The organism is Aeromonas intestinalis, assembly GCF_054052485.1.
Window position 1 is genome coordinate 109,874 of record NZ_JBSTYK010000004.1, and the last position, 20,670, is coordinate 130,543.

Consider the following 20,670-nt stretch of genomic DNA (forward strand, 5'->3'; position numbering starts at 1 on the left):
TTGTGGTTTGACATGGGGAGGAGCGCTGGGTAATTTCAGGCGTCAACATCAAGATTACTCATCAAATCCACTTAAATATGCGATGGACGGACCACGGATGCTGGAACAAGAGATAAGCCGACGCCGTCTGCTGCTGGGGGCCGGTTGCCTGATGGGCACCAGCCTGTTGTCGTTCCCCGCCATGGCGAGCCGCAGTACCTCGGGGCGGGAGTTGAGCTTCTTCAACCTCAATACCGGCGAGCGGGTGCAGGCCAGTTATTGGGAGAACGGCCACTATCTGACCGATGGGTTGGCAGAACTTAATCATATCTTCCGCGATTACCGCAGAAATGAAGTGTTTAATATCGATAAGAAGCTGTTTGACCAACTCTTTCTGCTGCAGCACAAGCTGGGGCGAAAAGGGGAGATCCAGCTGATCTCCGGTTATCGCTCTCCTCAGACGAACAATCAGAAGCGTCGCAAGAGCCGGGGGGTCGCCAAGCACAGCTACCATACCCTGGGGCAGGCGGTGGACGTGCGCATTCCCGGGGTGCAACTGGCCCACCTGCGCAAGGCGGCCCTCAACCTCAAGGTGGGCGGCGTCGGTTACTACCCTTCCGACAACTTCGTGCACCTGGATACCGGCCCCGTCCGCAGTTGGTGATAGTAAGCGAATGCGGTCGCGCTGAGCCGTGATGGTTTCATGTTGGGCTTCATTCGAAATCTAACCATGCTGGCAATCAGGGGGCATCAACTGCTAGGCTCTGGTCACTAGCCAGAGGAGAGAGAGATGAAGCAGATCCTGATCGGGGGAATGATCGCCTTGTTGTTGACCGGTTGCAGCAAGCTGAACCGGGAGAACTACGACAAGTTGAAGGTGGGCATGAGCTATGCCGAAGCCACTACCGTGCTCGGCAAGGCGGATCGCTGCGACGATGCGCTCGGCACCACCAGCTGTCTCTGGGGCAAGGATGGCAAGAACATCCAGGTGCGTTTCATCGCCGACAAGGCCACCTTCTTCAGCTCGGAAGGGATCAACTGAGGCGCATTCGTGCCGTCCCCCCCAATAAAAAAAGCGCCTTCCGGCGCTTTTTTTATTGGTTGTTATCCGCCCATTCTGGCCAGAAGCTGGCGTACTCAGTGGGTGGCGTACTGGTAATTGAAGGTAGGCAGCCCCCACTTGAAGCGCACCGCCAGCAGCCGCATCACGAAGCCGATCCCCAGGGCACCGAAGGCGGCCCAATCATTGGGGAGCCCCTGATCCAGCGCGAGACAGTAGAGCCCGGCCGTGACCAGGGAGACGGCGGCATAGAGCTCGCGTCGAAACACCAGCGGGATGCGTTGGCACAGGAGATCCCGCAGTACGCCGCCGAAGACCCCGGTCACTACCGCCATGATGCAGGCGATGCCGGCACCGTGCCCCATCTCCAGCGCCCGGGCCGCCCCGAAGATGGAGAAGACCACCAGTCCCAGCGCATCCAGCGCCATGAACAGCTTGCCGAGATAGCGCATCAGGGGGGCCGAGATGACCCCGACCATGGCGGCGCCCGCCACCAGCAGCACATATTCGGGATGTTCCACCCAGAGCAATGGGTAGTGCCCCAGCAGCACGTCCCGGATGGTGCCGCCACCGATGGCGGTGGCAGAGGCGATGATCACCACGCCAAACAGATCCATCCGTCGCCGGCCCGCCGCCAGCGCGCCGGTCATCCCTTCGGCCACCAGGCCGAGCAAGAAGAGTGCATGTAACATGAGTAATACCAGGGAACGAGAAAGGACCGCATCCTAACAATCCAGCAATGGCGCGGCAAGCATAGTCGATGTTGCATTAGATTAAGTAATGAAAAGGGGGCTTTCGCCCCCGCTTTAGGTTATGCCTGAACCGGTTAACGGCGCAGTTGTTCGGCCCGGTATTGATCCACCCACATGGCGGTGGCACCGCAGATGGCGACCGGCATCACGAACAGGTTCACCACCGGAATGGCGGAGAAGAGGGTCACCAGGGCACCGAAGCTCAGGCACTTGCCACGGCGCTGCTTGAGGGCGTCGCGCATGGTGGTGAAGTCGATCTTGTGGTTGTCGAACGGGTAGTCCACGTACTGGATAGCCATCATCCAGGCACTGAACAGGAACCAGAGCACGGGAGCCAGGGTCTGACCCACCACGGGGATGAGGAACAGGATGAGGCAGCCGATGGCCTTGGGCAGATAGTATTTGAGCTTGGTCCACTCGCGGCCGAAAGTGCGCGGCACATCTTTGACCACGTCCAGCATGCCGGTGTCGCTCATGGTCTCGCCGGTGAGGATCTGTTCCACCTTCTCCGCCAGCAGACCATTGAAGGGGGCGGCTATCCAGTTCGTCACCGAGCTGAAGATAAAGGAGAACACCACCAGGATGGTGATGAGGGCGATGGGCCAGAGCAGGTAGTCGAGCCAGCTGAGCCAGGACGGGATCTGCTGATGCAGCCAGGCAAACAGGCCGTCCAGCTGCAGCAGCAGCGCGTAGAAGGCACCGGCGAACAGCACCACGTTGACCAGCAACGGGATCATCACGAAGGTGCGGATCCCGGGCTGGCGGATAAGGGAAAAGCCGCGCAGGAAGTAGTCAGCACCGCTGACCGAGTCTTTGACCATCTTGGGGGATTGGCTCATCTGAGCTCCATCTGTTAACGGGAAACTGCCTGCATATTACAAACAAGCTTTTGATTTGGTAAAGTCGCCTGCCCGCCTCTTCGATATTTCGTTACCCAGATAGGCCCTCATGCGTCTGAAATTGATTAAACTCGCCGGTTTCAAGTCGTTTGTAGAGCCGACCCGCATCGAGCTTAGCGCCGACATGACCGCCGTGGTCGGGCCCAACGGCTGCGGCAAGTCCAACGTCATCGACGCGGTGCGCTGGGTATTGGGAGAGAGCTCGGCCCGCCATCTGCGGGGCGAGAACATGACGGACGTCATCTTCAACGGCTCCATCAACCGCAGTGCCCATGGCCGCGCCTCGGTGGAGCTGGTATTCGACAACCCCCACAACCGGGTTCCCGGTGAATTTGGCCGCTTTACCGAGATCTCTGTGCGCCGCGAAGTGTTGCGCGACGGCTCGAACCATTACCAGATCAACGGCCAGAAGTGCCGCCGCAAGGACGTGACCGATCTCTTCCTCGGCACGGGTCTCGGGCCTCGCAGCTACGCCATCATCGAACAGGGCACCGTCAGCCGGCTGGTGGAGTCCCGTCCCGCCGATCTCAAGCTGTTCATGGAAGAGGCGGCCGGGGTCTCCCGCTACAAGGAGCGGCGCCGGGAAACCGAACAACGTATTCGCCACACCCAGGAGAATCTGGAGCGTCTCGGCGACATCCGTGGCGAGCTGGGCTCCCGTCTCGAGCATCTCAAGGCTCAGGCCGAGACTGCCGAACGCTACAAGCAGCTCAAGCAGCGCAGTCGCGCCGCCCGTGCCGAGCTCATTGGCTCCGAATTGTGGGCGCTGGAGACCCGTCTTGGCGATGCCAAGAGCGAGTTGGCCCAGGCCGAGCAGGCGCTGGCGGCCCTCGATGCCAAGCGTACCGCCGATGAAGGGTGCCACGTCACTCTGTCGGTGGCGCGTCAGGAGGCCCAGGCCGAGCAGGCGAGCCGCCAGCAACAGATTTTCCTCGGTGGTCAGGCCATCGCCCGCCTCGAGCAGCAACAACTGCATCAGACCGAACTGGGCCGTGACTGGCAACAGAGACGGCAGGCTTTGGCTGCGCGTATAGAGGAGATCAAGGTCCAGCTCGCGAGTCAGCAGGCACAGCTTGCCGAAGGAGTCCTGAAGGGGGAGCTGGCGTCGGCACGCCTCGAGCAGTGTGAGCAGTTGCTCACTGACCAGCAAGGGCTGCGACGGGCTGCCGGCGAAGGGTTGGAACAAGCGCGCCAGCAACAGCAGCAGTGGCAGCAGCGTATCGGCGAGTCGCAGGGACGGCTCAACCAGACCCGCGTCGAATTGAGTGGTCTGCAGGAGTTGCAAGCCAAGACCCGGTTGGCTCGTCTCAAGCTGGAAGATGAGCAGGGCGGCCCCCTCGGTGGGGAGGACGAGACGCTGCAGCCCAGGCTGGATACGCTGACTGCCGAACTTGAGCTGAGTCGTGTGCGCTGCGCCGAGCAGGAGGCACAGTGGCAGGAGGCGGTGGCCCGTCATGAGGAGTGCAAGGCCAGGCAGAGCGAGCAACAGGGCCAATTACGGGAGCTGGAGGCGCGCCTCACCACCCTCAGCCAGATCCTGGGAGAGCAGATGCAGGGAGATACCCTGGCGGATCGACTGCAGGTCTCCCCCGACTGGGCCCAGGCCCTGGACAAGGTACTCGGCCGCTGGCTCACCGCCCGGCCGGCGGATCTGTGCAACCTTGAGCAAAACGGACTCTGGATTGGTCCGGCTCAGGCCCCGGTAGCGGGAACCCTGGCGGCCCGGATCGAAGGGGCGCATATTCCCGCCTTCCTCAACGCGATCTGGCTGGTGGCAAACCGGGAGGAGGCGCAGACCCGCCTCGCCGGGCTTGGCGCCGGTGAGTCCGTGCTTACCCCCGAAGGCGACTGGTTTGGTTCTAACTGGGCCGATCTTGGGGAGGGCGGGGCCCTCGGTACTCTGGCGTTGCTCGGAGAACGTGAGCGGTTACACACCGAATTGAATACGAGCCGCCAGGCGCTGGCTCATCTGGATGAGGAGTTGAGGACGAGGGATGGGACGCGCGCCAGCTTGCACAGTGCCCTCGAGCTAGGTCAGCGCCGCCTGCGGGAACAAGAGCAAGAGTGGCAGCAACTGCGAGAAGCCTGGAGTCTGCAGGAAGGTCAGCGTCAGGCGCGCTTGCAGCGTTTGGGGCAGCTCGGCGAAGAGCTGGCTCGGCTCGACAAGGAGCAGGCAGAGGAGGCGCAGCGCGCCGTCACCCTGTCCCAGCGTCTCGAACTGGAAGAGGCGCAACTGGCCGAGCGGCAGGAGCAGGGGGATGCGCTTGCCGAGGCACTGCAACTGGCCCAGGAGCGTGTCGGTACGGCGGAGCGAGGGCAGGAGGAGGCGCGGCTGCGGCGAGAGCAGCAGCAGGCCGACTGTCAGCGTCTGCAATTGGAGCAGCAAAACCTGTCGCAGCTCATCGCCTTGCGCGAACAGGAGCTATCTCGCCTCGGGTTGGAACTGGCGGAGCTCAAGGGGCCGGATGCACAGGCACTGCAGGATCTTTCCCCGCTGCTTGCCGAGCAGCAGCAACTTGAGGCGCAGCAGTTGGCTTGTCATCAGCGGCTCAGCGAACTGGAGCGGCAATTGAAGGAGCTGGATCAGGCGCGCAGTGCGGCTCACAAGCAGCTGGTGACCCTGCAGGAGAAGCTGGCCCAGCTTCGGCTTGAGCGGGAGCGTAACCTGACCCGCCGTCAGGGACTGCACGAGCAGTTCGAGGAGCTCGGGGTGCGGTTGGTGGATCTCGATCAGGCCGTGCTGATCGCCGCCGATCGGAGCAAATTGCGTCAGGAGATCCAGACCCTGGAGGCGCAAGTGGAAGCGCTTGGCGCCATCAACCTGGCGGCTCTCGAGGAATACGAAGAGGCGAAAACCCGCTCAACCTACCTGGAAAATCAGTGCCAGGATCTGGAGCAAGCACTCGAAACCCTGAGCCAAGCCATTAAAAGAATTGATAAAGAAACACAAATACGCTTCCGCGACACTTTCGATAAGGTCAACGAAGATTTAAAATCCCTCTTTCCAAAAGTGTTCGGGGGAGGCAGTGCCTGGCTCGAGTTGACCTCGGATGATCTTTTGGAGGCCGGAGTGAGCATCATGGCAAGACCTCCGGGCAAGAAGAATGCTACCATTGCCCTGCTTTCCGGGGGGGAGAAGGCGTTGACGGCCCTTGCGCTGGTCTTTGCCATCTTCAGACTCAATCCAGCGCCCTTCTGTCTGCTGGATGAGGTGGATGCACCGCTCGACGAAGTGAACGTGGGTCGCTTCTGTTCTCTTGTCAAAGAGATGTCGAGCACAGTACAGTTCGTTTACATCAGTCATAATAAGGTCTCCATGGAGATGGCTGAGCAACTGATAGGCGTCACTATGCAAGAGCCCGGGGTTTCTCGCATAGTGTCGGTCGATATCGGTGAAGCCGTCGCTTTGGCTGAGCAAAACTAGAAAGAGAAGCAGCTAATGCAGGAATTGCGTTACATCTTGGTTGCCCTGGGCGGAATTGCCATTGCGGCATTGCTCATTCACGGGTTGTGGAGCAACAGAAAGAACCGTCAGGCACCGATCAAGGAAAAACCCCTTGGCCGGATGGAATCCAAGTCGCGGGAACGTGACAACGATGCGTTTGACAGTGATGGCATCGGTCAGGTGCGGGTGGTCAGTGGTGGCCGTCGTGCCGAACCCAAGCTGCGTGGCGATGAAGCCCGCCAGCCGGAAGCCATCCGCCGTGCTCCCGCCCCCGACTTCGACGACGAGGATGATGACGCCGACCTGCCGCCCCCTGTGGTTCGCAAGCCTGCTCCCCGTCCGGTCGCGCCAGCCCCAGCTCCCGCCTATGAGGAAGAGGAGTATGACGAGCCGAGCCCCGAGCCCGTCGAGGAGGCCCCTGCCGCGCCGGTACGCAAGCCTGCCCAGGTCATTCGTCGCACCCCGGTACACAGATCCCGTCCTCAGCGTGAGCCCATGATGCAGCCGCTGGACGAAGAGCCGCTGGTGGAGCCTGCCTATGCCCAGGCGCCGACCTTCGGTGCCCGTGCGCCAGCTCCCGAACCTCAGCTCCGTCAGGCCGCCCCCGCTCCTGTTTATGAAGAGCCGGAGTACGATGACGAGCCCGCATACGAAGAAGCCGAGTCAGCCCCCATGCGGGAACCGGTCGAGAAGATCTGGCAGGATGTCTATGTCATCAACCTGATGGCGCGCCCTGGTCAGGATCTGCAAGGGGCGACCCTGCTCTCTTCCCTGCTGGCGCTTGGCTTCAAGTTTGGCGAGATGGACATCTTCCACCGTCACGAAGACTTGGGTGGTAAGGGGGAAGTGCTCTTCTCCATGATCAACATGGTCAAACCGGGCACCTTCAACCCCTATCGTATGGAGCAATTCAGCACGCCGGGCGTGTCCCTCTTCATGCAACTGCCCCTGCGCAGCAACGCCGCCTTCGCGTTCGAGCACATGTTGCAGGCCGCCGACCAGCTGGCAAGCGATCTCGATGCCATGCTGACCGACGCGAGCCGCAGCCCGCTCAGCGACGATGACATCGCCCGCTATCGTCAGGAGCTGGCGGCTTACGAGGCCAGCCGCGACTGAGCCTCTGCTGTCTGAATTGAAAAATGCGGTACCTGGTACCGCATTTTTGTTTGTGCGGTTAACTTATTATTCCAACCACAGTCCGAGACTTCCTCATGAGCGACATCCTCTCCCGCCACCGTCAACTGTGTGATCTGCTGACCGAGTACGGCCATCAATACTATGTGCTGGACAACCCCACGGTACCGGATGCCGAATACGATCGCCTGATGCGCGAGCTGCTGAGCTTGGAGGCCGAGCATCCCGAGCTGAAGACGCCGACCTCTCCAAGCGTCCGGGTCGGCGGCCAGCCGCTCTCGGCCTTTAGCCAGGTGCGCCACGAGATCCCCATGCTGAGCCTGGACAACGTGTTCAGCGACGAAGAGCTGCAGGCCTTTGAACAGCGCATGCGGGATCGCCTCAAGCGCGAGATACGCTTCCAGTTCTGCTGTGAACCCAAGCTCGACGGCCTCGCGGTCAGCCTGCTCTATGTGGACGGTCAGCTGGTGCAGGCCGCCACCCGGGGGGATGGCACCACGGGGGAGGAGATCACCGAGAACGTGCGCACCATCAAGGCGATCCCCCTGGCTTTGCGCGGCGCGGGCTGGCCTGCCCGGCTGGAGGTGAGAGGAGAAGTCTTCATGCCCAAGGCGGGCTTCGAGGCGATGAATACCAAGGCGCTGGCCGCCGGCGAGAAGGTGTTCGTCAACCCGCGCAACGCCGCGGCGGGCAGCCTGCGCCAGCTCGATTCGCGCATCACGGCGAGCCGCCCTTTAAGTTTTTACGCCTACGGTGTCGGAGTTGGTGGGGACGAGCTGGGGAATTCCCACTTTGGCCGCCTGACGCAGCTCAAGGAGTGGGGACTGCCGCTGAGCCCGGAGGTGAAACTCAAAGAGGGGGCCGCCGGTTGCCAGGCTTTCCATGATGACATTCTGGCCCGCCGTGGGGATCTGCCCTACGAGATCGACGGTGTGGTCTACAAGGTGGACGACATCACGTTGCAACTGGAGCTCGGTTTCGTCGCCCGGGCCCCGCGTTGGGCCACGGCCCACAAGTTCCCCGCCGAGGAGGAGATGACCCTGATCGAGAACGTGGAGTTCCAGGTCGGCCGTACCGGCGCCGTGACGCCGGTGGCCAAGCTCAAACCCGTGTTCGTCGGCGGTGTCACCGTCTCCAACGCCACTTTGCACAACGCCGACGAGATTGAACGCCTCGGCGTCATGATCGGCGATACCGTGATCGTGCGCCGGGCGGGGGACGTGATCCCGCAGATCGTCGCCGTGGTGGAGGCCAGGCGTCCGGAGGATGCTCGCGAGATCCTCTTCCCCACCCAGTGCCCGGTGTGTGGCTCGGCGGTGGAGCGGCTGGAGGGGGAGGCGGTGACCCGCTGCTCCGGCGGTCTCTTCTGCGAGGCTCAGCGCAAGGAGGCGATCAAGCACTTTGCCGCCCGCCGTGCCATGGATGTGGACGGCCTCGGTGACAAGATAGTGGAGCAACTGGTGGACAAGGGGCTGGTGAAGACGCCGGCAGACTTGTTCGGTCTCACCGCCATTCAGCTCGCAGACCTCGATCGGATGGGGCCCAAATCCGCCCTCAACCTGGTGGCCGCCATCGATGCGGCGCGCAGCACCACCTTGCCGCGCTTCCTGTTTGCCCTCGGCATTCGTGAAGTGGGCGAGGCGACGGCGCTCAATCTCGCCAACCATTTCTTGACCCTGGATGCCTTGCGTGCAGCCAGCGTGGATCAGTTGCTGGCGGTGGCGGATGTGGGGGACGTGGTAGCCAAGCATGTCTACTACTTCCTGCGCCAGCCCCACAACATCGAGGTGCTGGATGCCCTGCTGGCGGCCGGCATCCACTGGCCGGCCATCGAGAAGAAGGAGGCACACGAGCAGCCGTTTGCGGGCAAGACCTTCGTGCTGACCGGCACCCTCACCCAGCTGTCACGTAATGATGCCAAGGCGGCGTTGCAGGCGCTGGGGGCCAAGGTCGCGGGTTCCGTCTCTGCCAAGACGGATGTGCTGGTGGCCGGTGAAGCGGCGGGATCCAAGCTGGCGAAGGCGCAGGAGCTCGGTATTACCGTCTGGACGGAAGAGGAGTTGCAGGCAGCACTTCAGTCCTGAAACCTGGCGTTGCAAAACGACAAACCCGGCCGATGGCCGGGTTTGTCGTATTCAAGGGGCAGCCGTTGCCAGAGTCAGTCGTGCCATTGGGTCTTGGCTTGCCATTTGTCAGGGAGCTGGAGATGCCAGCGGGCCAGTTCATCACGGCTGAACACATACTCCCCACGTATGGCGGCGCGGGGTGACAGGGCACCGGGAGAGGTGCCCGCCAGGATGGCGTTGGTCAGTTCGGCGGCTCGCTCCCCCTGGGCGTGACCATTGAGTACTAGGCCGCCGATGGCCCGTCCCTTGCCCACGGAGAACTCCCAGAAGGAGAACAGGGGCACGGGGCTGTGCTGGCTGGTCCACTCCAGCACCTGTTGCTCGCTCACGTGCTCGCCCCGTTCATCCACCAGGGTATGGTAGAGACCGATGAAGAGGGCCCCGTAGCCCTTTTCCCGGCTGCTGAGCACGGCCTCTTGCCAGCGCCGGAAGTCATTGAGCTGCTGGTTGCTGACCCGGGTATGCCCCACCCGCGGTTCGGGTTGGTCATTGAACTCATCCGCGATGGCGGTGCGGGACACCTCGCTCTGATCGAACAGCACCAGGGCCTTGTCTATGCCCCCCATCAGCTGACTCATCTCGCTGATATTGCGCTTGAGCAGGGGCCGCTCCAGCACACCGGTGATCCTGGGGTGCCCCACCAATCCCTTGTGACGGGGATTCTCGTTCATGCCGAGGAAGACCACGGGGGTGCCTGCGGTGGCGATGCGTCGGGCGAGGGCATTGATGGCGTTGTCGTCCCCGAGCACCACCAGGTCCGGTTTGCGTTGCCGGTAAGCCGCCATCGCCTGTTCGGTGATAAGGGGCATCGCCGCAGTAGGCTGACGTTTGGTGTCCATGTAGAAGTAGTGGACGTGATGCCCTTCCTTGAGGTGTGCCTGCAGGCTGGCACTGTAGGTTTGATCCCACAGGTTGTCCGGGTGATAGCTGCTGATCACCAGAACCTCGGCCGCCCGAAGCGGCAGCGACAGCAAGAGCGTGAACAGCAACATCACCTTGAACACTTGAATTTCCCTCTGGAGGAGACTGTTCCCAGTATGTGTGTTTTGTCCGGCGGATGCTTCGGTCAATTGTTGTCGGATGATGCCATCCCTACCCAGAGTCGCCGGATCCGCCCCAGCCCGCCTCCCGTCTGGGGTTGGTTGTTGAGGGCTCTTTTGACGCTGGCTGTGAACTGCGCCACTCCTTCCAAAACCTGATGTGGATCAAGAAACAGGGGGCGGCTTTGGTGCCTAATAGACACCACATATAGGTATACACTCTAATTTTAACCCTATATGTTGTGTTATTAAGCTGTGCATAAGTCGTTGTCTCCCCAGTGTCAGCCCAGGCGCCAAGCCTCGGCTGCCTTTATTTGCGCCGAGGACAGAGCGTGGGGGAGGGAGCCTAACAGGGTGAGCCAAGGGCGATAGCCTGGCCTTTAACGCGGGGAATAGAGATGAAACCGGTTGTGATAAAACGTGATGGATGTCGCGCGCCATTCAATGCCCAGCTGATCGCCGAGGCGGTGAGCCGGGCGGCGGCGGCAGTCAGTCTGGCCAATCCCGGGCTGGGTGAGCAGGTGGCGACCGCCGTCAGCCTGGAGCTGGAAGGGCGGGCCGAGGTGGACATCCACGAGATCCAGAACCGGGTCGAAAATCATCTGATGGCCTCCGACGACAAGGCCATCGCCCGTGCCTACATCGAATACCGTCATGACCGGGATCTGGCCCGCGAGGCACGTGGTCGCCTCGCTCAGGATATCCGTGGTCTGGTGGAGCAGACCAATGCAGCCCTGCTCAACGAGAACGCCAACAAGGACTCCAAGGTGATCCCGACCCAGCGGGATCTGCTGGCGGGCATCGTCGCCAAGCACTACGCCACCAGCAACATGTTGCCCCGCGAGGTGGTGCAGGCCCACGAGAGCGGCGATCTGCATTTCCACGATCTCGACTATTCCCCCTTCTTCCCCATGTTCAACTGCATGTTGATAGACCTGCAGGGGATGCTGACCCACGGCTTCAAGATGGGCAACGCGGAGATCGATACTCCGAAATCCATCAGCACCGCTACTGCGGTGACGGCCCAGATCATCGCCCAGGTGGCGAGCCACATCTATGGCGGCACCACCATCAACCGCATCGACGAGGTGCTGGCCCCCTATGTGACCATCAGCTGGCAGAAGCATCGGGAAGTGGCCGAGGAGTGGGACATTGCCGACGTGGATGCCTACGCCATGGCCCGCACCGAGAAGGAGTGTCACGACGCCTTCCAGTCCCTGGAATACGAAGTGAACACCCTGCACACCGCCAACGGTCAGACCCCCTTCGTCACCTTCGGCTTCGGCCTGGGGGACAGCTGGGAGTCTCGCCTCATCCAGCGTGCCATCCTCGGCAACCGCATCGCCGGTCTTGGCAAGAACAGGAAGACGGCGGTGTTCCCGAAACTGGTGTTTGCCATCAAGGACGGCCTCAACCACAAGGTCGGGGATCCCAACTACGACATCAAGCAGCTGGCGCTGGAGTGTGCCTCCAAGCGGATGTACCCGGATATCCTCAACTACGACCAGGTGGTCAAGGTGACCGGCTCCTTCAAGACCCCCATGGGTTGTCGCTCCTTCCTCGGCGCCTACGAGGAAAACGGCGAGCTCATCCACGAGGGGCGCAACAACATCGGGGTGGTGAGCCTGAACCTGCCCCGCATCGCCTTGAAATCCCGAGACGAGGCGGACTTCTGGGACCGGCTGGACGCTGCCCTACGGGTCGCCAAGACGGCGCTCATGTATCGCATCAAACGCCTGGACGGGGTCAAGGCCCGGGTCGCCCCCATCCTCTACATGGAAGGGGCCTGCGGGGTGCGCTTGAAAGCCGACGACAACGTCAGCGAGATCTTCAAGCACGGCCGCGCCTCCATTTCGCTGGGCTACATCGGGGTGCACGAGACCATCAACGCCCTGTTCGGTACCCAGACCCATCTGTTCGACAGCGAGGCGCTGCGCCAGAAGGCCGTCGACATCATCGCCCGGCTGCGGGCCGCGACCGACGAGTGGAAAGAGGAGACCGGCTACGGTTTCAGTCTCTACTCCACCCCGAGCGAAAACCTCTGTACCCGTTTCTGCCGCATCGATGCCAAGGAGTTCGGGGTGGTGGCCGGGGTGACCGACAAGGGGTACTACACCAACAGCTTCCACCTGGACGTGGAGAAGCAGGTAAACCCCTACGACAAGCTGGACTTCGAGGCAGCTTATCCGCCCATCGCCAACGGCGGCTTCATCTGCTACGGCGAGTACCCCAACATCCAGCACAACCTGGAGGCGCTGGAGAACGTCTGGGACTACAGCTACGACAAGGTGCCCTACTACGGCACCAACACTCCCATCGACGAGTGCTATGACTGCGGCTTCACCGGTGAGTTCGAGTGCACCTCCAAGGGCTTCACCTGCCCGCGCTGCGGCAACCACGATCCGGCCAAGGTGTCGGTGACCCGTCGTGTCTGCGGCTACCTCGGCAGCCCGGATGCGCGCCCCTTCAACGCGGGCAAGCAGGAAGAGGTCAAGCGCCGCGTCAAGCACATGTAAGCCAGGCGGCCAAGCAATGAGATGGCTCCTGATGATGAGGGAGCCATTTTTATTGGCGGGCCCAGTGCCCGTGATGGGGGAAGAGACGAGATGCATTACCACCAGTACTACCCGGTCGATGTGATCAACGGGCCCGGCACCCGTGCCACCCTGTTCGTGTCGGGCTGCGAGCACCAGTGCCCCGGCTGCTACAACCAGAGCACCTGGCGCCTCGACGGTGGCAAGCCGTTCGATGAAGCCATGAGCGATCGCATCATCCGGGATCTCAACGACACGCGCATCAAGCGGCGCGGGCTGTCGCTGTCGGGCGGCGATCCGCTTCACCCCGCCAACGTGCCCTTTGTGCTGACACTGGTAAAACGGGTGCGGGCCGAGTGCCCGGGCAAGGACATCTGGTGCTGGACCGGCTATCTGCTTGGCGAGCTCAGCCCGGCCCAGCGGGAGCTGGTCGCCTTGCTGGATGTGCTGGTGGATGGCAAGTTCGAGAAGGGGTTGGCGGATCCGGGTCTGCTCTGGCGCGGCAGCAGCAATCAGCAGATCCATGATCTCAACGGCTGGCGAAAAAGCGGGGAGCGGATCCCATGCCTGGTTTGCAGTTGAGGCCAAGGCTGTTTATGGTTAGGCCAAGCCCGAATCATCTTTAACGAGGAACCCTGATGAACAATCTGCTCAAGATCCTGCTGGCCATCTTCCTGCCCCCGGTCTGCGCCTTTATCCAGGTCGGTTTCAGCCTGCATTTCTTAATCAACATAGTGCTGACTCTGCTCGGCGGTTTGCCCGGCATGGTGCATGCGCTCTGGTTGGTGGTGACCGACAAGCGCGCTTGATGGAGTCTTCGTCCTGAACAAAGGCCAGCCTCGGGGTTGGCCTTTTTGTTGCCCGCCAGATGGGGACTTCCCGAATGGGCTCCTCTACCTGACAATTCCGGGCGGGATAAGCGGCTGTTCAAGGTGTTGAACGGTCATGACACAGGGAGTGTTAAATGCGTTTGCCTGTCTTGCTGCTGGGGGCCAGCCTCGCTCTGCTGGGCGGTTGTGCCAGCCCCAGCCCTACCGTGAAGCTGAATCAGCCTCCACGAGAGATCCCCATGGATGAGCTTTGCAACTACTGGGTACAGGAGGGGAGGTGACGCGATTCTCCGTACCCGTCAAGAGACGAATGGCCAAACCGGTGGAAGGCTATGTGGATGTTCGCTACCTCATCGATTCCAACGGCAACCTGTTCAGCCCAGAGATCCTCGCGGCAGAACCCGCTGGCGTGCTGGAGATAGCTGCGCTGACGGCACTCTCAAAGCTGCGCTACCGGGCGGCTGAACAGAACCCGGATGCCATTCCGGTGCAGGTGGTGGGGCGCTTCAGCCTCAGGGCCGATCCGCCATGGGAAATGCGATAAGCAGTGCAAAAGCAGACACCCCGGCCTGGCCGGGGTGTCTGTTCAGGGAGGGGAGCCTCACTGCTCCTTGCAGTCGTTGTAGCGGCTTTGCCACTCGCCGGCCTGATCCCGCATCTCCACGAAGCCTTCCTTGCCCTTGTTCCACCAGACCACTTCATGATCATCGGTATAGCGGGCGCCGGAGGCGGACACAGCCTGGGGCAGGGTATAATCCTTGCCATCCGGCAGGGCCAGCTTGATGAAGTTCAGGCTGTCGTCCGAGAGGGAGAAGTAGCGAACCTGGATTTTTTGATTCTGTTCGCACAGATAGGTGACGGCATCACCGCCGGTCACTCCCAGCTTGCCGGCACCGAATTCGCAGCCGCTGAGCAGGGTCAATGACCCCATGGCCAGCAACCAGAGCTTGGCGTGTTTCATGTTGAATCCTTGAACGGTGTCATATGGGGTTGAGCCTAACAGGCTCGGGTACAACTGCAACCTTTGAGGGGCACGGGTGCGTCTAGATGCGTCCGTCCGATGTCCGCGGCGAGGGATAAAAAAACGCCCCGGTAGGCATAGCGGGGCGAAAAGGTGCGCATCCATGAGCAGCAGAAAAAGGGGTCAGTGGCCGAAACGGGTCGCCTCGAAGTGATTCAACAGGCGGTGAAGCAGATAGCAGGCGAGCAGGGTGACGACGATGGCAAACATGATGCTGCTCACCCGATAGAGGGCGCTGAACACCAGGTCATTGCCCGGGGTCAGGTACTGGCCAAACAGAATGCCGAGGGTGGTGAGGGCCCCGAAGCCGACGCCGGAGCCGCTGGCCTCCTTCACATGGGCATGGCTGAACAGCATGGCGCCAAGCCAGAGCAAGGGGGTCACCAGCAGCAGTTGACCTGACCAGTCATAGAGCAGCAGTTGGCCGATGAGGCCGAAGCTGACTCCCAGCAGGGTGCCCATGGCCCGCTTGCGGGCGTAGTCGAGGGCGCCGTTCCAGTGCATGGGAAACAGCAGCAGTAGGGTGGTGGCCTGGGCGGACATGGAGTCGCGCAGGTCAAACAGCTGGAACACCATGAACGACAGGGTGGCGATGCTGGCGCCGAGCAGGGCCTCATGTCGCATGCGGTGCGGCGCTTTGGGGGAGGGAACCGGTTTGGGGCGCGGTTCGACGTCCGGCAGCAGGGCCGTCATCAGGTAGGCGATGAGTACCGACAGCACGTTGGCCCAGAGATTGCCAAAGATGAGGTCGTTCAAATCGGTCCCCGGATAGCTGGCAAAGTGCAGCATGATGCTGAGACTGAGCACGCCGTTGGCGCCAAACAGAAACAGACTGCCCCTGGACATGGCGGCGAAGCGGTAGAGAAACAGCAGGGAGACGATGGGCAGCATCAGGCCGGGGTGACTGCCGAACAGACCGCCAAGCAGCCCGACCTCCAGTCCGCACATCACCCCGGCGGCGATGAGCTGGCGGGCAGCGTGACCGTTCATCACCGGCACCATGCCGAGCAGCAACATGGGGGTCACGGTAAAGAAGACCCCGTTGTTCCAGCCGAAGGTCTTGCACAGCAGGAAGCCGAGCGTGCTGCCGAAGGCGATGCGCAGGCACTGGCGCAGCTCGTTGGTGGTGAGGGGCCTGTGCCAGAGGTTCACGGTTGCCATATCAGTAGATGTAGTGCAGCAGGCTGAGCAGGCGGATCTGGCCACGGGCGAACAGGGCACTGAGGGCGTTGTCCGGCAACAGCTGGACGGTGGCGCGGGCGCCAGCCGGCAGATGGGCAGGCAACTGTTCCAGTGCAAGATGCAGGCGCAGGCGCTGGGCATCACGCACCCAGCGATCCGACTCGACGGGGTTGGCCAGCAGACCGTTGGCATCGAACTGGCCGGCACTGACCCCGGCATCCAGGCTGGAGACCCGGGCGGGGTAGAGGCGACCCGGCTCGCCATCGAAGGCGATCAGGGCCCGGCTGCCGGTGCTGATGTTGCGCAGGCTCTTCTCGCGAAAATCGGCGATCACGTCCACCTGCTCCGATACCAGCGCCAGCAGTGGTGCTCCGGCGGCAGCCACGCTGCCGGGCTTGAGCTGCAGGTTGGTGATGATGCCATCCTGGCTCGCGTGCACCTGGCTGTAGGTCAGATTCAACTCGGCCTGAGCCAGGCGATTGCGGGCCTGGCGCAGCAGCAGGTTGTCATCGCCGGTCAACCCCCGATTGACGCGGGCTTGTTCCATGCGAGCTTGGCTGGCCAGCAGGTTGGCCTGGGCGGTGCGGGCGGCGCTGTCTGCATCATCTTTTTGCTGCTCGGAGACCATGTGTCGACCATAGAGGGCGTCGATACGGGCGGCTTCCCGCAGCTTCTGGGCCGTCTGGGTCTGCAGGGAGCGGTATTCCGCGCTGGCGGCGCTCAAGCTGGCATCCAGCTGGCGGTTCTGCTGCTCGGCTTGATCCAGCGCCAGACGGGCTTGTTCCACCGCCAGTTCGAAGGGGACGGGGTCGAGGGCGAACAGCAGATCCCCCTGTTTGACGTGCTGATTATTGGTGACTTTGACCGCTACCACCTTGCCACTGACCTGGGGCGCCATCTTGGTGACGACCCGGGTCGCCATGGCTTGCGGTGTCAGCGGCATCTTGATGTCGGCCAGCAGGAAGTAGCCAAATACCAGCACGAAGCAGGCGCTGGCCCATTTGATCCAGCGCTTGAATTGTTGATCCGGGGTCATCTTATTCTCTCTCGTGGTTCTGGTTGGCAATCTTGTCGAGGGCATTGGCGCTGATGCGGTGGACGATCTCTTCAAACTGCGCCAGCTCTTGCTGGCTGATGCCGGCGAGCAGTTCCTGGCGGATCGTCATGATGCGATCCTCGATATGGTCGAGCAGGGCCTTGCCGGCCGGGGTCAGGGTGACGATACGGGCCCGCTTGTCCTGGTTGCAGCAGTGGCGCTCGATCAGACCCTGCTCTTCGAGCTGACCCAGGGTACGCATCAGGGAGGGCAACTCTATCTCGAGGGCTTCCGCCAGCGCCTTCTGGCCGAGGTGGCCACCGAGACGACTGAGTTTCCACAGGGCCGTCCAGCGGGGATGGGTCAGGCCAAGGGGGGCGAGCTCGAGATCGGCCACGGTACGCCACAACCGATACAATCGCCCCAATCGTTCGGCGAGAGAGAGCTCTCGCAGCATTTCCAGATCCTTTTCCATCTCACCGTCTCACTTACTTAGCCTGCTAAGCATTATATTTATTTCGCAGGCTAAGTAAATAGTGTGATACAGGTCACGTTAAGGTTTTTGGCGGCAAAACGTGGTAGGCACCCTGAAAATGAGCGCACATGAGGGATAGAGGGCGGGAGGCACCCCCGTGCCCAATGGTGCTTAAGGTTTCAATGTTTTTATATGGCTTTGCAGGCCTGCTAACCGACAGGGGAGGGAGGGGTCAGTAGAGTGGCGCCACACCACAACGCTGGAGCATAACAATGAAAAACCTCTCTACCCCTCAATTGCAAGCCAAGGCGGCCTGGAGCGATCAGCAGATCGCCGGCATGCCCATGATGATCTTCCTCGGGCTCGCCACCTGCGTGCTGTTCTCGGGCTGGAACGGCTCATTGCCGCTCGGCATGGTCGGGGCCCTGGCACTGATGTTCGTGCTCGGTACCCTGCTGACCGAGCTTGGCGAGCGCATCCCTCCCATCCGTGAATACCTGGGGGGTGGCACCATACTCGCCATCTTCGGCGGCGCCGCCCTGTTCGAATACGGGATCATGCCGGCGGCGGCGGGTCAGGTCATCACGGGTTTCATGAAGGAGGGGGGCTTTCTGAACTTCTTCATCGCGAGCCTGGTGACCGGCTCTGTGTTCGGCATGAGTGGCGCCCTGCTGAAAAACGCCGCCATGCGTTACCTGCCGGTGATCCTGGGGGGCGTGGTACTGGCGCTGGTCAGTGTCGGTCTGGTGGGCACCCTGCTGGGTTATGGTTTCAAGAATGCCGTGCTGCTCATCGGCCTGCCCATCATGGGCGGCGGTATGGGGGCCGGCGCCGTTCCCCTGGTGGAGATCCTCTCCGGCCCCTTGCAGATGTCGAGCGCCGATCTGCTGTCGCGCATGGTGCCGGCCGTGGTCATCGCCAATACCCTGGCCATCCTGGTCGGTTCCCTGCTGGCTCGCCTCGGTCGCCGCTATCCCTCCCTGACCGGCAACGGCAAGCTGATGGTGAATGAAAGCATCGACAACGTGGCCGAGGAGAAGGTCCAGGCGCCGACCCTGGAGAGCCTGGGGCTGGGTCTGTTCATCAGTTCCAGCATGTTCGTGCTGGGCTCGTTGCTCGGCAACTTCATCCCCATGCACCCCTTCGCCCTGATGATCCTGGCCGTGGCCATCATCAAGGTGAGCGGCCTGCTGCCACGCCGCTATGAGCAGGCGGCCGCCGACTGGTACCAGTTCGTGGTGAGCAACCTCACCCCCTCCCTGCTGGTGGGGATCGGGGTCGCCTACACCAGCATTCCCGAGCTCATTGGCGCCTTCTCCCTCAACTACTTCATCATGGTGCTGACCACTGTGGTGGGGGGCGCTCTGGGGGCGGCCATCGTGGGCCGGATGATCGGTTTCTATCCCATCGAGGCGGCCCTCACCGGCGGCCTGTGCATGGCCAACATGGGGGGCACGGGGGACGTCGCGGTGCTGTCGGCGGCCCAGCGCATGAAGCTGATGCCCTTTGCCCAGATCTCTTCCCGTCTCGGGGGCGCCTGCATGCTGATCCTGGCCACCCTTATCATCTCCCTGCTGGCTTGAGGAACAGAGCATGAACGACATCATGATGGGCACCAGCCTGCCCTATGCGGAGCGCAAGCGTCAGGGACTGATGGGGCGCATGCCCCACAAGGAGGAGTCTCTCTCCCAGCAGCGGCGCCGCATCTATCGCCTGGTCAGTGCCATGCAGAGCCCGTTCGATCAACACCTGCTGCTGCGCCAGTTGCAGGAGGACAACCCCGTGCTGTTTTACGATCTGGTACGCCACCACCTGCCGGAGCTCTTGCCCATCATCTACACCCCGGTGGTGGGGGAAGCCTGCCAGCGTCACAGCGATCTCTATCTGCGCAGCCACGGTCTCTATCTCTCCTGGCATGACAGGCACGATCTGGACGACATCTTCGCCGCAGTGGAGCAGGAAGTGGATGTCATCGTCATCTCCGACGGGGAGCGGGTGCTGGGGCTCGGGGATCTGGGCATCGGCGGCATGGGGATCTGCATCGGCAAGCTGGCGCTCTACAGCGCCGCCGGTGGCATCAACCCGGCGCGCACCCTGCCCCTGTGCGTGGATGTGGGGACCAACAACCCCGAGCTCTTGGAGGATGACTCCTACCTCGGCTGGCAGGCCCCCCGGATAGACGGGGAGCACTATTACCTCTTCATGGACAAGGTGGTGGCGGCAATACGCCAGCGCTGGCCGCAAGTGGTGCTGCAGTTCGAGGACTTCGCCGGCAAACATGCGGCCAACCTGCTGGCCCGCTACCGGGACGAGCTCTGCATGTTCAACGACGACATCCAGGGGACGGCGGCGGTGGCCTCCGCCTGTGTGCTGGCGGGGCTGCAGCAGTCGGGCAGCCAGCTTGCCGACACCCCGGTGCTGATCGTGGGGGCGGGCTCGGCGGGATGCGGCATCGCCGCCATGCTGGCCCAGCTGGCGGGCAGCTCGGAGCGGGTCTGGTTGTTCGATCAGTTCGGCCTGGTGTGCCGGGATCGCCCCAACCTGACCCCCACCCAGCAACCCTTCGCCCGCTCACCGGCCGAGGCGTGTGGATCCCTGCCTGAACTGATTCGCCAGTTCAGACCCGGGGTGCTCATTGGGGTGAGCGGTCAGGGGGGGCTGTTCGATGACGAGGTGCTGAGCGCCATGGGGGAGGTGTGCGAGCAGCCGGTGATCCTACCGCTCTCCAACCCGACCCGCAGCGCCGAGGCGACCCCGACCGAGGTGTGGCAGGCCACGGGGGGACGGGCGCTGCTCGCCACCGGTAGCCCCTTCTCGCCGGTCATGGTGGCGGGTGAGGCGCGGATCGTTTCCCAATGCAACAACGTCTATGTGTTCCCCGGTATCGGCCTCGGCGCCTGCGCGGTCAAGGCGCGGCGGATCAGCGACGGCATGTTGCAGGCGGCGGTGCGGGCGGTCGGAGCCTATCCCCTGACGCCCGGTCGCCTGTTGCCCCCCATCGAGCAGGTGGGGGAGGTGGCCCGGGCCGTGGCCAGGGCGGTGGCACTCTGCGCCCGTGAGGAAGGGCTGGCAGATTTCACCGGCGATCCCGCTCCCATGATTGACCAGACCTGGTGGCGCCCGCACTATTGGTCCGCCTCCTGAGCTTGCAAGGTAA

19 protein-coding genes are annotated in these 20,670 nt (G+C 62.3%); 12 read left to right on the forward strand and 7 right to left on the reverse strand.

What is annotated here, in order from left to right; all coding sequences use genetic code 11:
* Positions 1 to 97: 97 nt before the first annotated feature.
* A complete protein-coding gene (locus ACW5W7_RS06545; RefSeq protein WP_349921402.1) occupies positions 98 to 643 on the forward strand; it encodes a DUF882 domain-containing protein in 546 nt (181 codons plus the stop codon).
* Between the two features lie 126 nt (positions 644 to 769).
* On the forward strand, positions 770 to 1,021 hold the full coding sequence (locus tag ACW5W7_RS06550) for a DUF3862 domain-containing protein (protein ID WP_456501169.1): 252 nt from the start codon (positions 770 to 772) through the stop codon (positions 1,019 to 1,021).
* 95 nt (positions 1,022 to 1,116) lie between these two features.
* Here ACW5W7_RS06550 and ACW5W7_RS06555 read toward each other — a convergent pair whose 3' ends face one another.
* Both ACW5W7_RS06555 and cysZ read right to left on the reverse strand, forming a co-directional pair.
* Positions 1,117 to 1,731, reverse strand: coding sequence for a trimeric intracellular cation channel family protein (locus ACW5W7_RS06555; RefSeq protein ID WP_042639652.1), 615 nt, complete (start codon positions 1,729 to 1,731; stop codon positions 1,117 to 1,119).
* A gap of 134 nt (positions 1,732 to 1,865) precedes the next feature.
* Entirely contained in the window at positions 1,866 to 2,630 is a 765-nt protein-coding gene (gene cysZ / locus ACW5W7_RS06560; protein ID WP_349921404.1) for a sulfate transporter CysZ, read from the reverse strand.
* A gap of 109 nt (positions 2,631 to 2,739) precedes the next feature.
* Here cysZ and ACW5W7_RS06565 point away from each other — a divergent pair, with 109 nt between their 5' ends.
* The 3 genes from ACW5W7_RS06565 to ligA all read left to right on the forward strand — a co-directional run bounded on the left by ACW5W7_RS06565 (position 2,740) and on the right by ligA (position 9,353).
* Entirely contained in the window at positions 2,740 to 6,114 is a 3,375-nt protein-coding gene (locus ACW5W7_RS06565) for an AAA family ATPase (protein ID WP_456501170.1), read from the forward strand.
* A 15-nt stretch (positions 6,115 to 6,129) separates the two neighbouring features.
* Positions 6,130 to 7,251 carry a cell division protein ZipA gene (zipA, locus tag ACW5W7_RS06570; protein ID WP_456501171.1) on the forward strand — a complete coding sequence of 374 codons (1,122 nt, stop codon included), beginning with the start codon at positions 6,130 to 6,132 and terminating at the stop codon, positions 7,249 to 7,251.
* 95 nt (positions 7,252 to 7,346) lie between these two features.
* Complete coding sequence (gene ligA, locus ACW5W7_RS06575; protein WP_456501172.1) at positions 7,347 to 9,353, forward strand: NAD-dependent DNA ligase LigA; 2,007 nt, start codon at positions 7,347 to 7,349, stop codon at positions 9,351 to 9,353.
* A 74-nt stretch (positions 9,354 to 9,427) separates the two neighbouring features.
* Here the strand turns inward: ligA and ACW5W7_RS06580 are convergent, their stop codons facing one another.
* Entirely contained in the window at positions 9,428 to 10,387 is a 960-nt protein-coding gene (locus ACW5W7_RS06580) for an ABC transporter substrate-binding protein (RefSeq protein WP_456501302.1), read from the reverse strand.
* A gap of 446 nt (positions 10,388 to 10,833) precedes the next feature.
* Here ACW5W7_RS06580 and nrdD point away from each other — a divergent pair, with 446 nt between their 5' ends.
* The 5 genes from nrdD to ACW5W7_RS06605 all read left to right on the forward strand — a co-directional run bounded on the left by nrdD (position 10,834) and on the right by ACW5W7_RS06605 (position 14,343).
* Positions 10,834 to 12,951 carry an anaerobic ribonucleoside-triphosphate reductase gene (nrdD, locus tag ACW5W7_RS06585; RefSeq protein WP_456501173.1) on the forward strand — a complete coding sequence of 706 codons (2,118 nt, stop codon included), beginning with the start codon at positions 10,834 to 10,836 and terminating at the stop codon, positions 12,949 to 12,951.
* 90 nt (positions 12,952 to 13,041) lie between these two features.
* Positions 13,042 to 13,551 (forward strand): anaerobic ribonucleoside-triphosphate reductase-activating protein, encoded by a 510-nt coding sequence (gene nrdG, locus ACW5W7_RS06590; RefSeq protein ID WP_456501174.1) that lies wholly within the window; start codon positions 13,042 to 13,044, stop codon positions 13,549 to 13,551.
* Between the two features lie 56 nt (positions 13,552 to 13,607).
* Positions 13,608 to 13,778 carry a YqaE/Pmp3 family membrane protein gene (locus ACW5W7_RS06595; protein ID WP_041993510.1) on the forward strand — a complete coding sequence of 57 codons (171 nt, stop codon included), beginning with the start codon at positions 13,608 to 13,610 and terminating at the stop codon, positions 13,776 to 13,778.
* Between the two features lie 155 nt (positions 13,779 to 13,933).
* A complete protein-coding gene (locus ACW5W7_RS06600; protein WP_456501175.1) occupies positions 13,934 to 14,080 on the forward strand; it encodes a hypothetical protein in 147 nt (48 codons plus the stop codon).
* Positions 14,077 to 14,343 carry a TonB family protein gene (locus ACW5W7_RS06605; RefSeq protein WP_456501176.1) on the forward strand — a complete coding sequence of 89 codons (267 nt, stop codon included), beginning with the start codon at positions 14,077 to 14,079 and terminating at the stop codon, positions 14,341 to 14,343. Before ACW5W7_RS06600 ends, ACW5W7_RS06605 begins: the two co-directional genes overlap by 4 nt.
* A gap of 57 nt (positions 14,344 to 14,400) precedes the next feature.
* On the opposite strand, the gene ACW5W7_RS06610 is transcribed toward ACW5W7_RS06605, so the two are convergent.
* The 4 genes from ACW5W7_RS06610 to slyA form a co-directional block, all read right to left on the reverse strand.
* Positions 14,401 to 14,760, reverse strand: a complete 360-nt coding sequence (locus ACW5W7_RS06610; protein ID WP_456501177.1) for an MliC family protein — start codon at positions 14,758 to 14,760, stop codon at positions 14,401 to 14,403.
* 183 nt (positions 14,761 to 14,943) lie between these two features.
* Positions 14,944 to 15,972, reverse strand: a complete 1,029-nt coding sequence (locus ACW5W7_RS06615; RefSeq protein ID WP_456501303.1) for a DUF2955 domain-containing protein — start codon at positions 15,970 to 15,972, stop codon at positions 14,944 to 14,946.
* Positions 15,973 to 15,982: 10 nt separating this feature from the next.
* Entirely contained in the window at positions 15,983 to 17,038 is a 1,056-nt protein-coding gene (locus tag ACW5W7_RS06620) for an HlyD family secretion protein (RefSeq protein WP_456501178.1), read from the reverse strand.
* Between the two features lies 1 nt (position 17,039).
* On the reverse strand, positions 17,040 to 17,513 hold the full coding sequence (gene slyA, locus ACW5W7_RS06625; protein WP_456501179.1) for a transcriptional regulator SlyA: 474 nt from the start codon (positions 17,511 to 17,513) through the stop codon (positions 17,040 to 17,042).
* A gap of 272 nt (positions 17,514 to 17,785) precedes the next feature.
* Between slyA and ACW5W7_RS06630 the strand changes: the two genes are divergently transcribed.
* Positions 17,786 to 19,096, forward strand: coding sequence for a 2-hydroxycarboxylate transporter family protein (locus tag ACW5W7_RS06630; RefSeq protein WP_456501180.1), 1,311 nt, complete (start codon positions 17,786 to 17,788; stop codon positions 19,094 to 19,096).
* A gap of 10 nt (positions 19,097 to 19,106) precedes the next feature.
* Positions 19,107 to 20,657 (forward strand): oxaloacetate-decarboxylating malate dehydrogenase, encoded by a 1,551-nt coding sequence (locus ACW5W7_RS06635; RefSeq protein ID WP_434666382.1) that lies wholly within the window; start codon positions 19,107 to 19,109, stop codon positions 20,655 to 20,657.
* Positions 20,658 to 20,670: the final 13 nt, after the last annotated feature.

What these genes read in the sequence shown, in the direction of transcription:
- ACW5W7_RS06545 (WP_349921402.1), top strand. Translation starts at nt 98, where the DNA reads ATGCTGGAACAAGAGATAAGCCGACGCCGTCTGCTGCTGGGGGCCGGT.
- ACW5W7_RS06550 (WP_456501169.1), top strand. Translation starts at nt 770, where the DNA reads ATGAAGCAGATCCTGATCGGGGGAATGATCGCCTTGTTGTTGACCGGT.
- ACW5W7_RS06555 (WP_042639652.1), bottom strand. Translation starts at nt 1,731, where the DNA reads ATGTTACATGCACTCTTCTTGCTCGGCCTGGTGGCCGAAGGGATGACC.
- cysZ (WP_349921404.1), bottom strand. Translation starts at nt 2,630, where the DNA reads ATGAGCCAATCCCCCAAGATGGTCAAAGACTCGGTCAGCGGTGCTGAC.
- ACW5W7_RS06565 (WP_456501170.1), top strand. Translation starts at nt 2,740, where the DNA reads ATGCGTCTGAAATTGATTAAACTCGCCGGTTTCAAGTCGTTTGTAGAG.
- zipA (WP_456501171.1), top strand. Translation starts at nt 6,130, where the DNA reads ATGCAGGAATTGCGTTACATCTTGGTTGCCCTGGGCGGAATTGCCATT.
- ligA (WP_456501172.1), top strand. Translation starts at nt 7,347, where the DNA reads ATGAGCGACATCCTCTCCCGCCACCGTCAACTGTGTGATCTGCTGACC.
- ACW5W7_RS06580 (WP_456501302.1), bottom strand. Translation starts at nt 10,387, where the DNA reads ATGTTGCTGTTCACGCTCTTGCTGTCGCTGCCGCTTCGGGCGGCCGAG.
- nrdD (WP_456501173.1), top strand. Translation starts at nt 10,834, where the DNA reads ATGAAACCGGTTGTGATAAAACGTGATGGATGTCGCGCGCCATTCAAT.
- nrdG (WP_456501174.1), top strand. Translation starts at nt 13,042, where the DNA reads ATGCATTACCACCAGTACTACCCGGTCGATGTGATCAACGGGCCCGGC.
- ACW5W7_RS06595 (WP_041993510.1), top strand. Translation starts at nt 13,608, where the DNA reads ATGAACAATCTGCTCAAGATCCTGCTGGCCATCTTCCTGCCCCCGGTC.
- ACW5W7_RS06600 (WP_456501175.1), top strand. Translation starts at nt 13,934, where the DNA reads ATGCGTTTGCCTGTCTTGCTGCTGGGGGCCAGCCTCGCTCTGCTGGGC.
- ACW5W7_RS06610 (WP_456501177.1), bottom strand. Translation starts at nt 14,760, where the DNA reads ATGAAACACGCCAAGCTCTGGTTGCTGGCCATGGGGTCATTGACCCTG.
- ACW5W7_RS06620 (WP_456501178.1), bottom strand. Translation starts at nt 17,038, where the DNA reads ATGACCCCGGATCAACAATTCAAGCGCTGGATCAAATGGGCCAGCGCC.
- slyA (WP_456501179.1), bottom strand. Translation starts at nt 17,513, where the DNA reads ATGGAAAAGGATCTGGAAATGCTGCGAGAGCTCTCTCTCGCCGAACGA.
- ACW5W7_RS06630 (WP_456501180.1), top strand. Translation starts at nt 17,786, where the DNA reads ATGAAAAACCTCTCTACCCCTCAATTGCAAGCCAAGGCGGCCTGGAGC.
- ACW5W7_RS06635 (WP_434666382.1), top strand. Translation starts at nt 19,107, where the DNA reads ATGAACGACATCATGATGGGCACCAGCCTGCCCTATGCGGAGCGCAAG.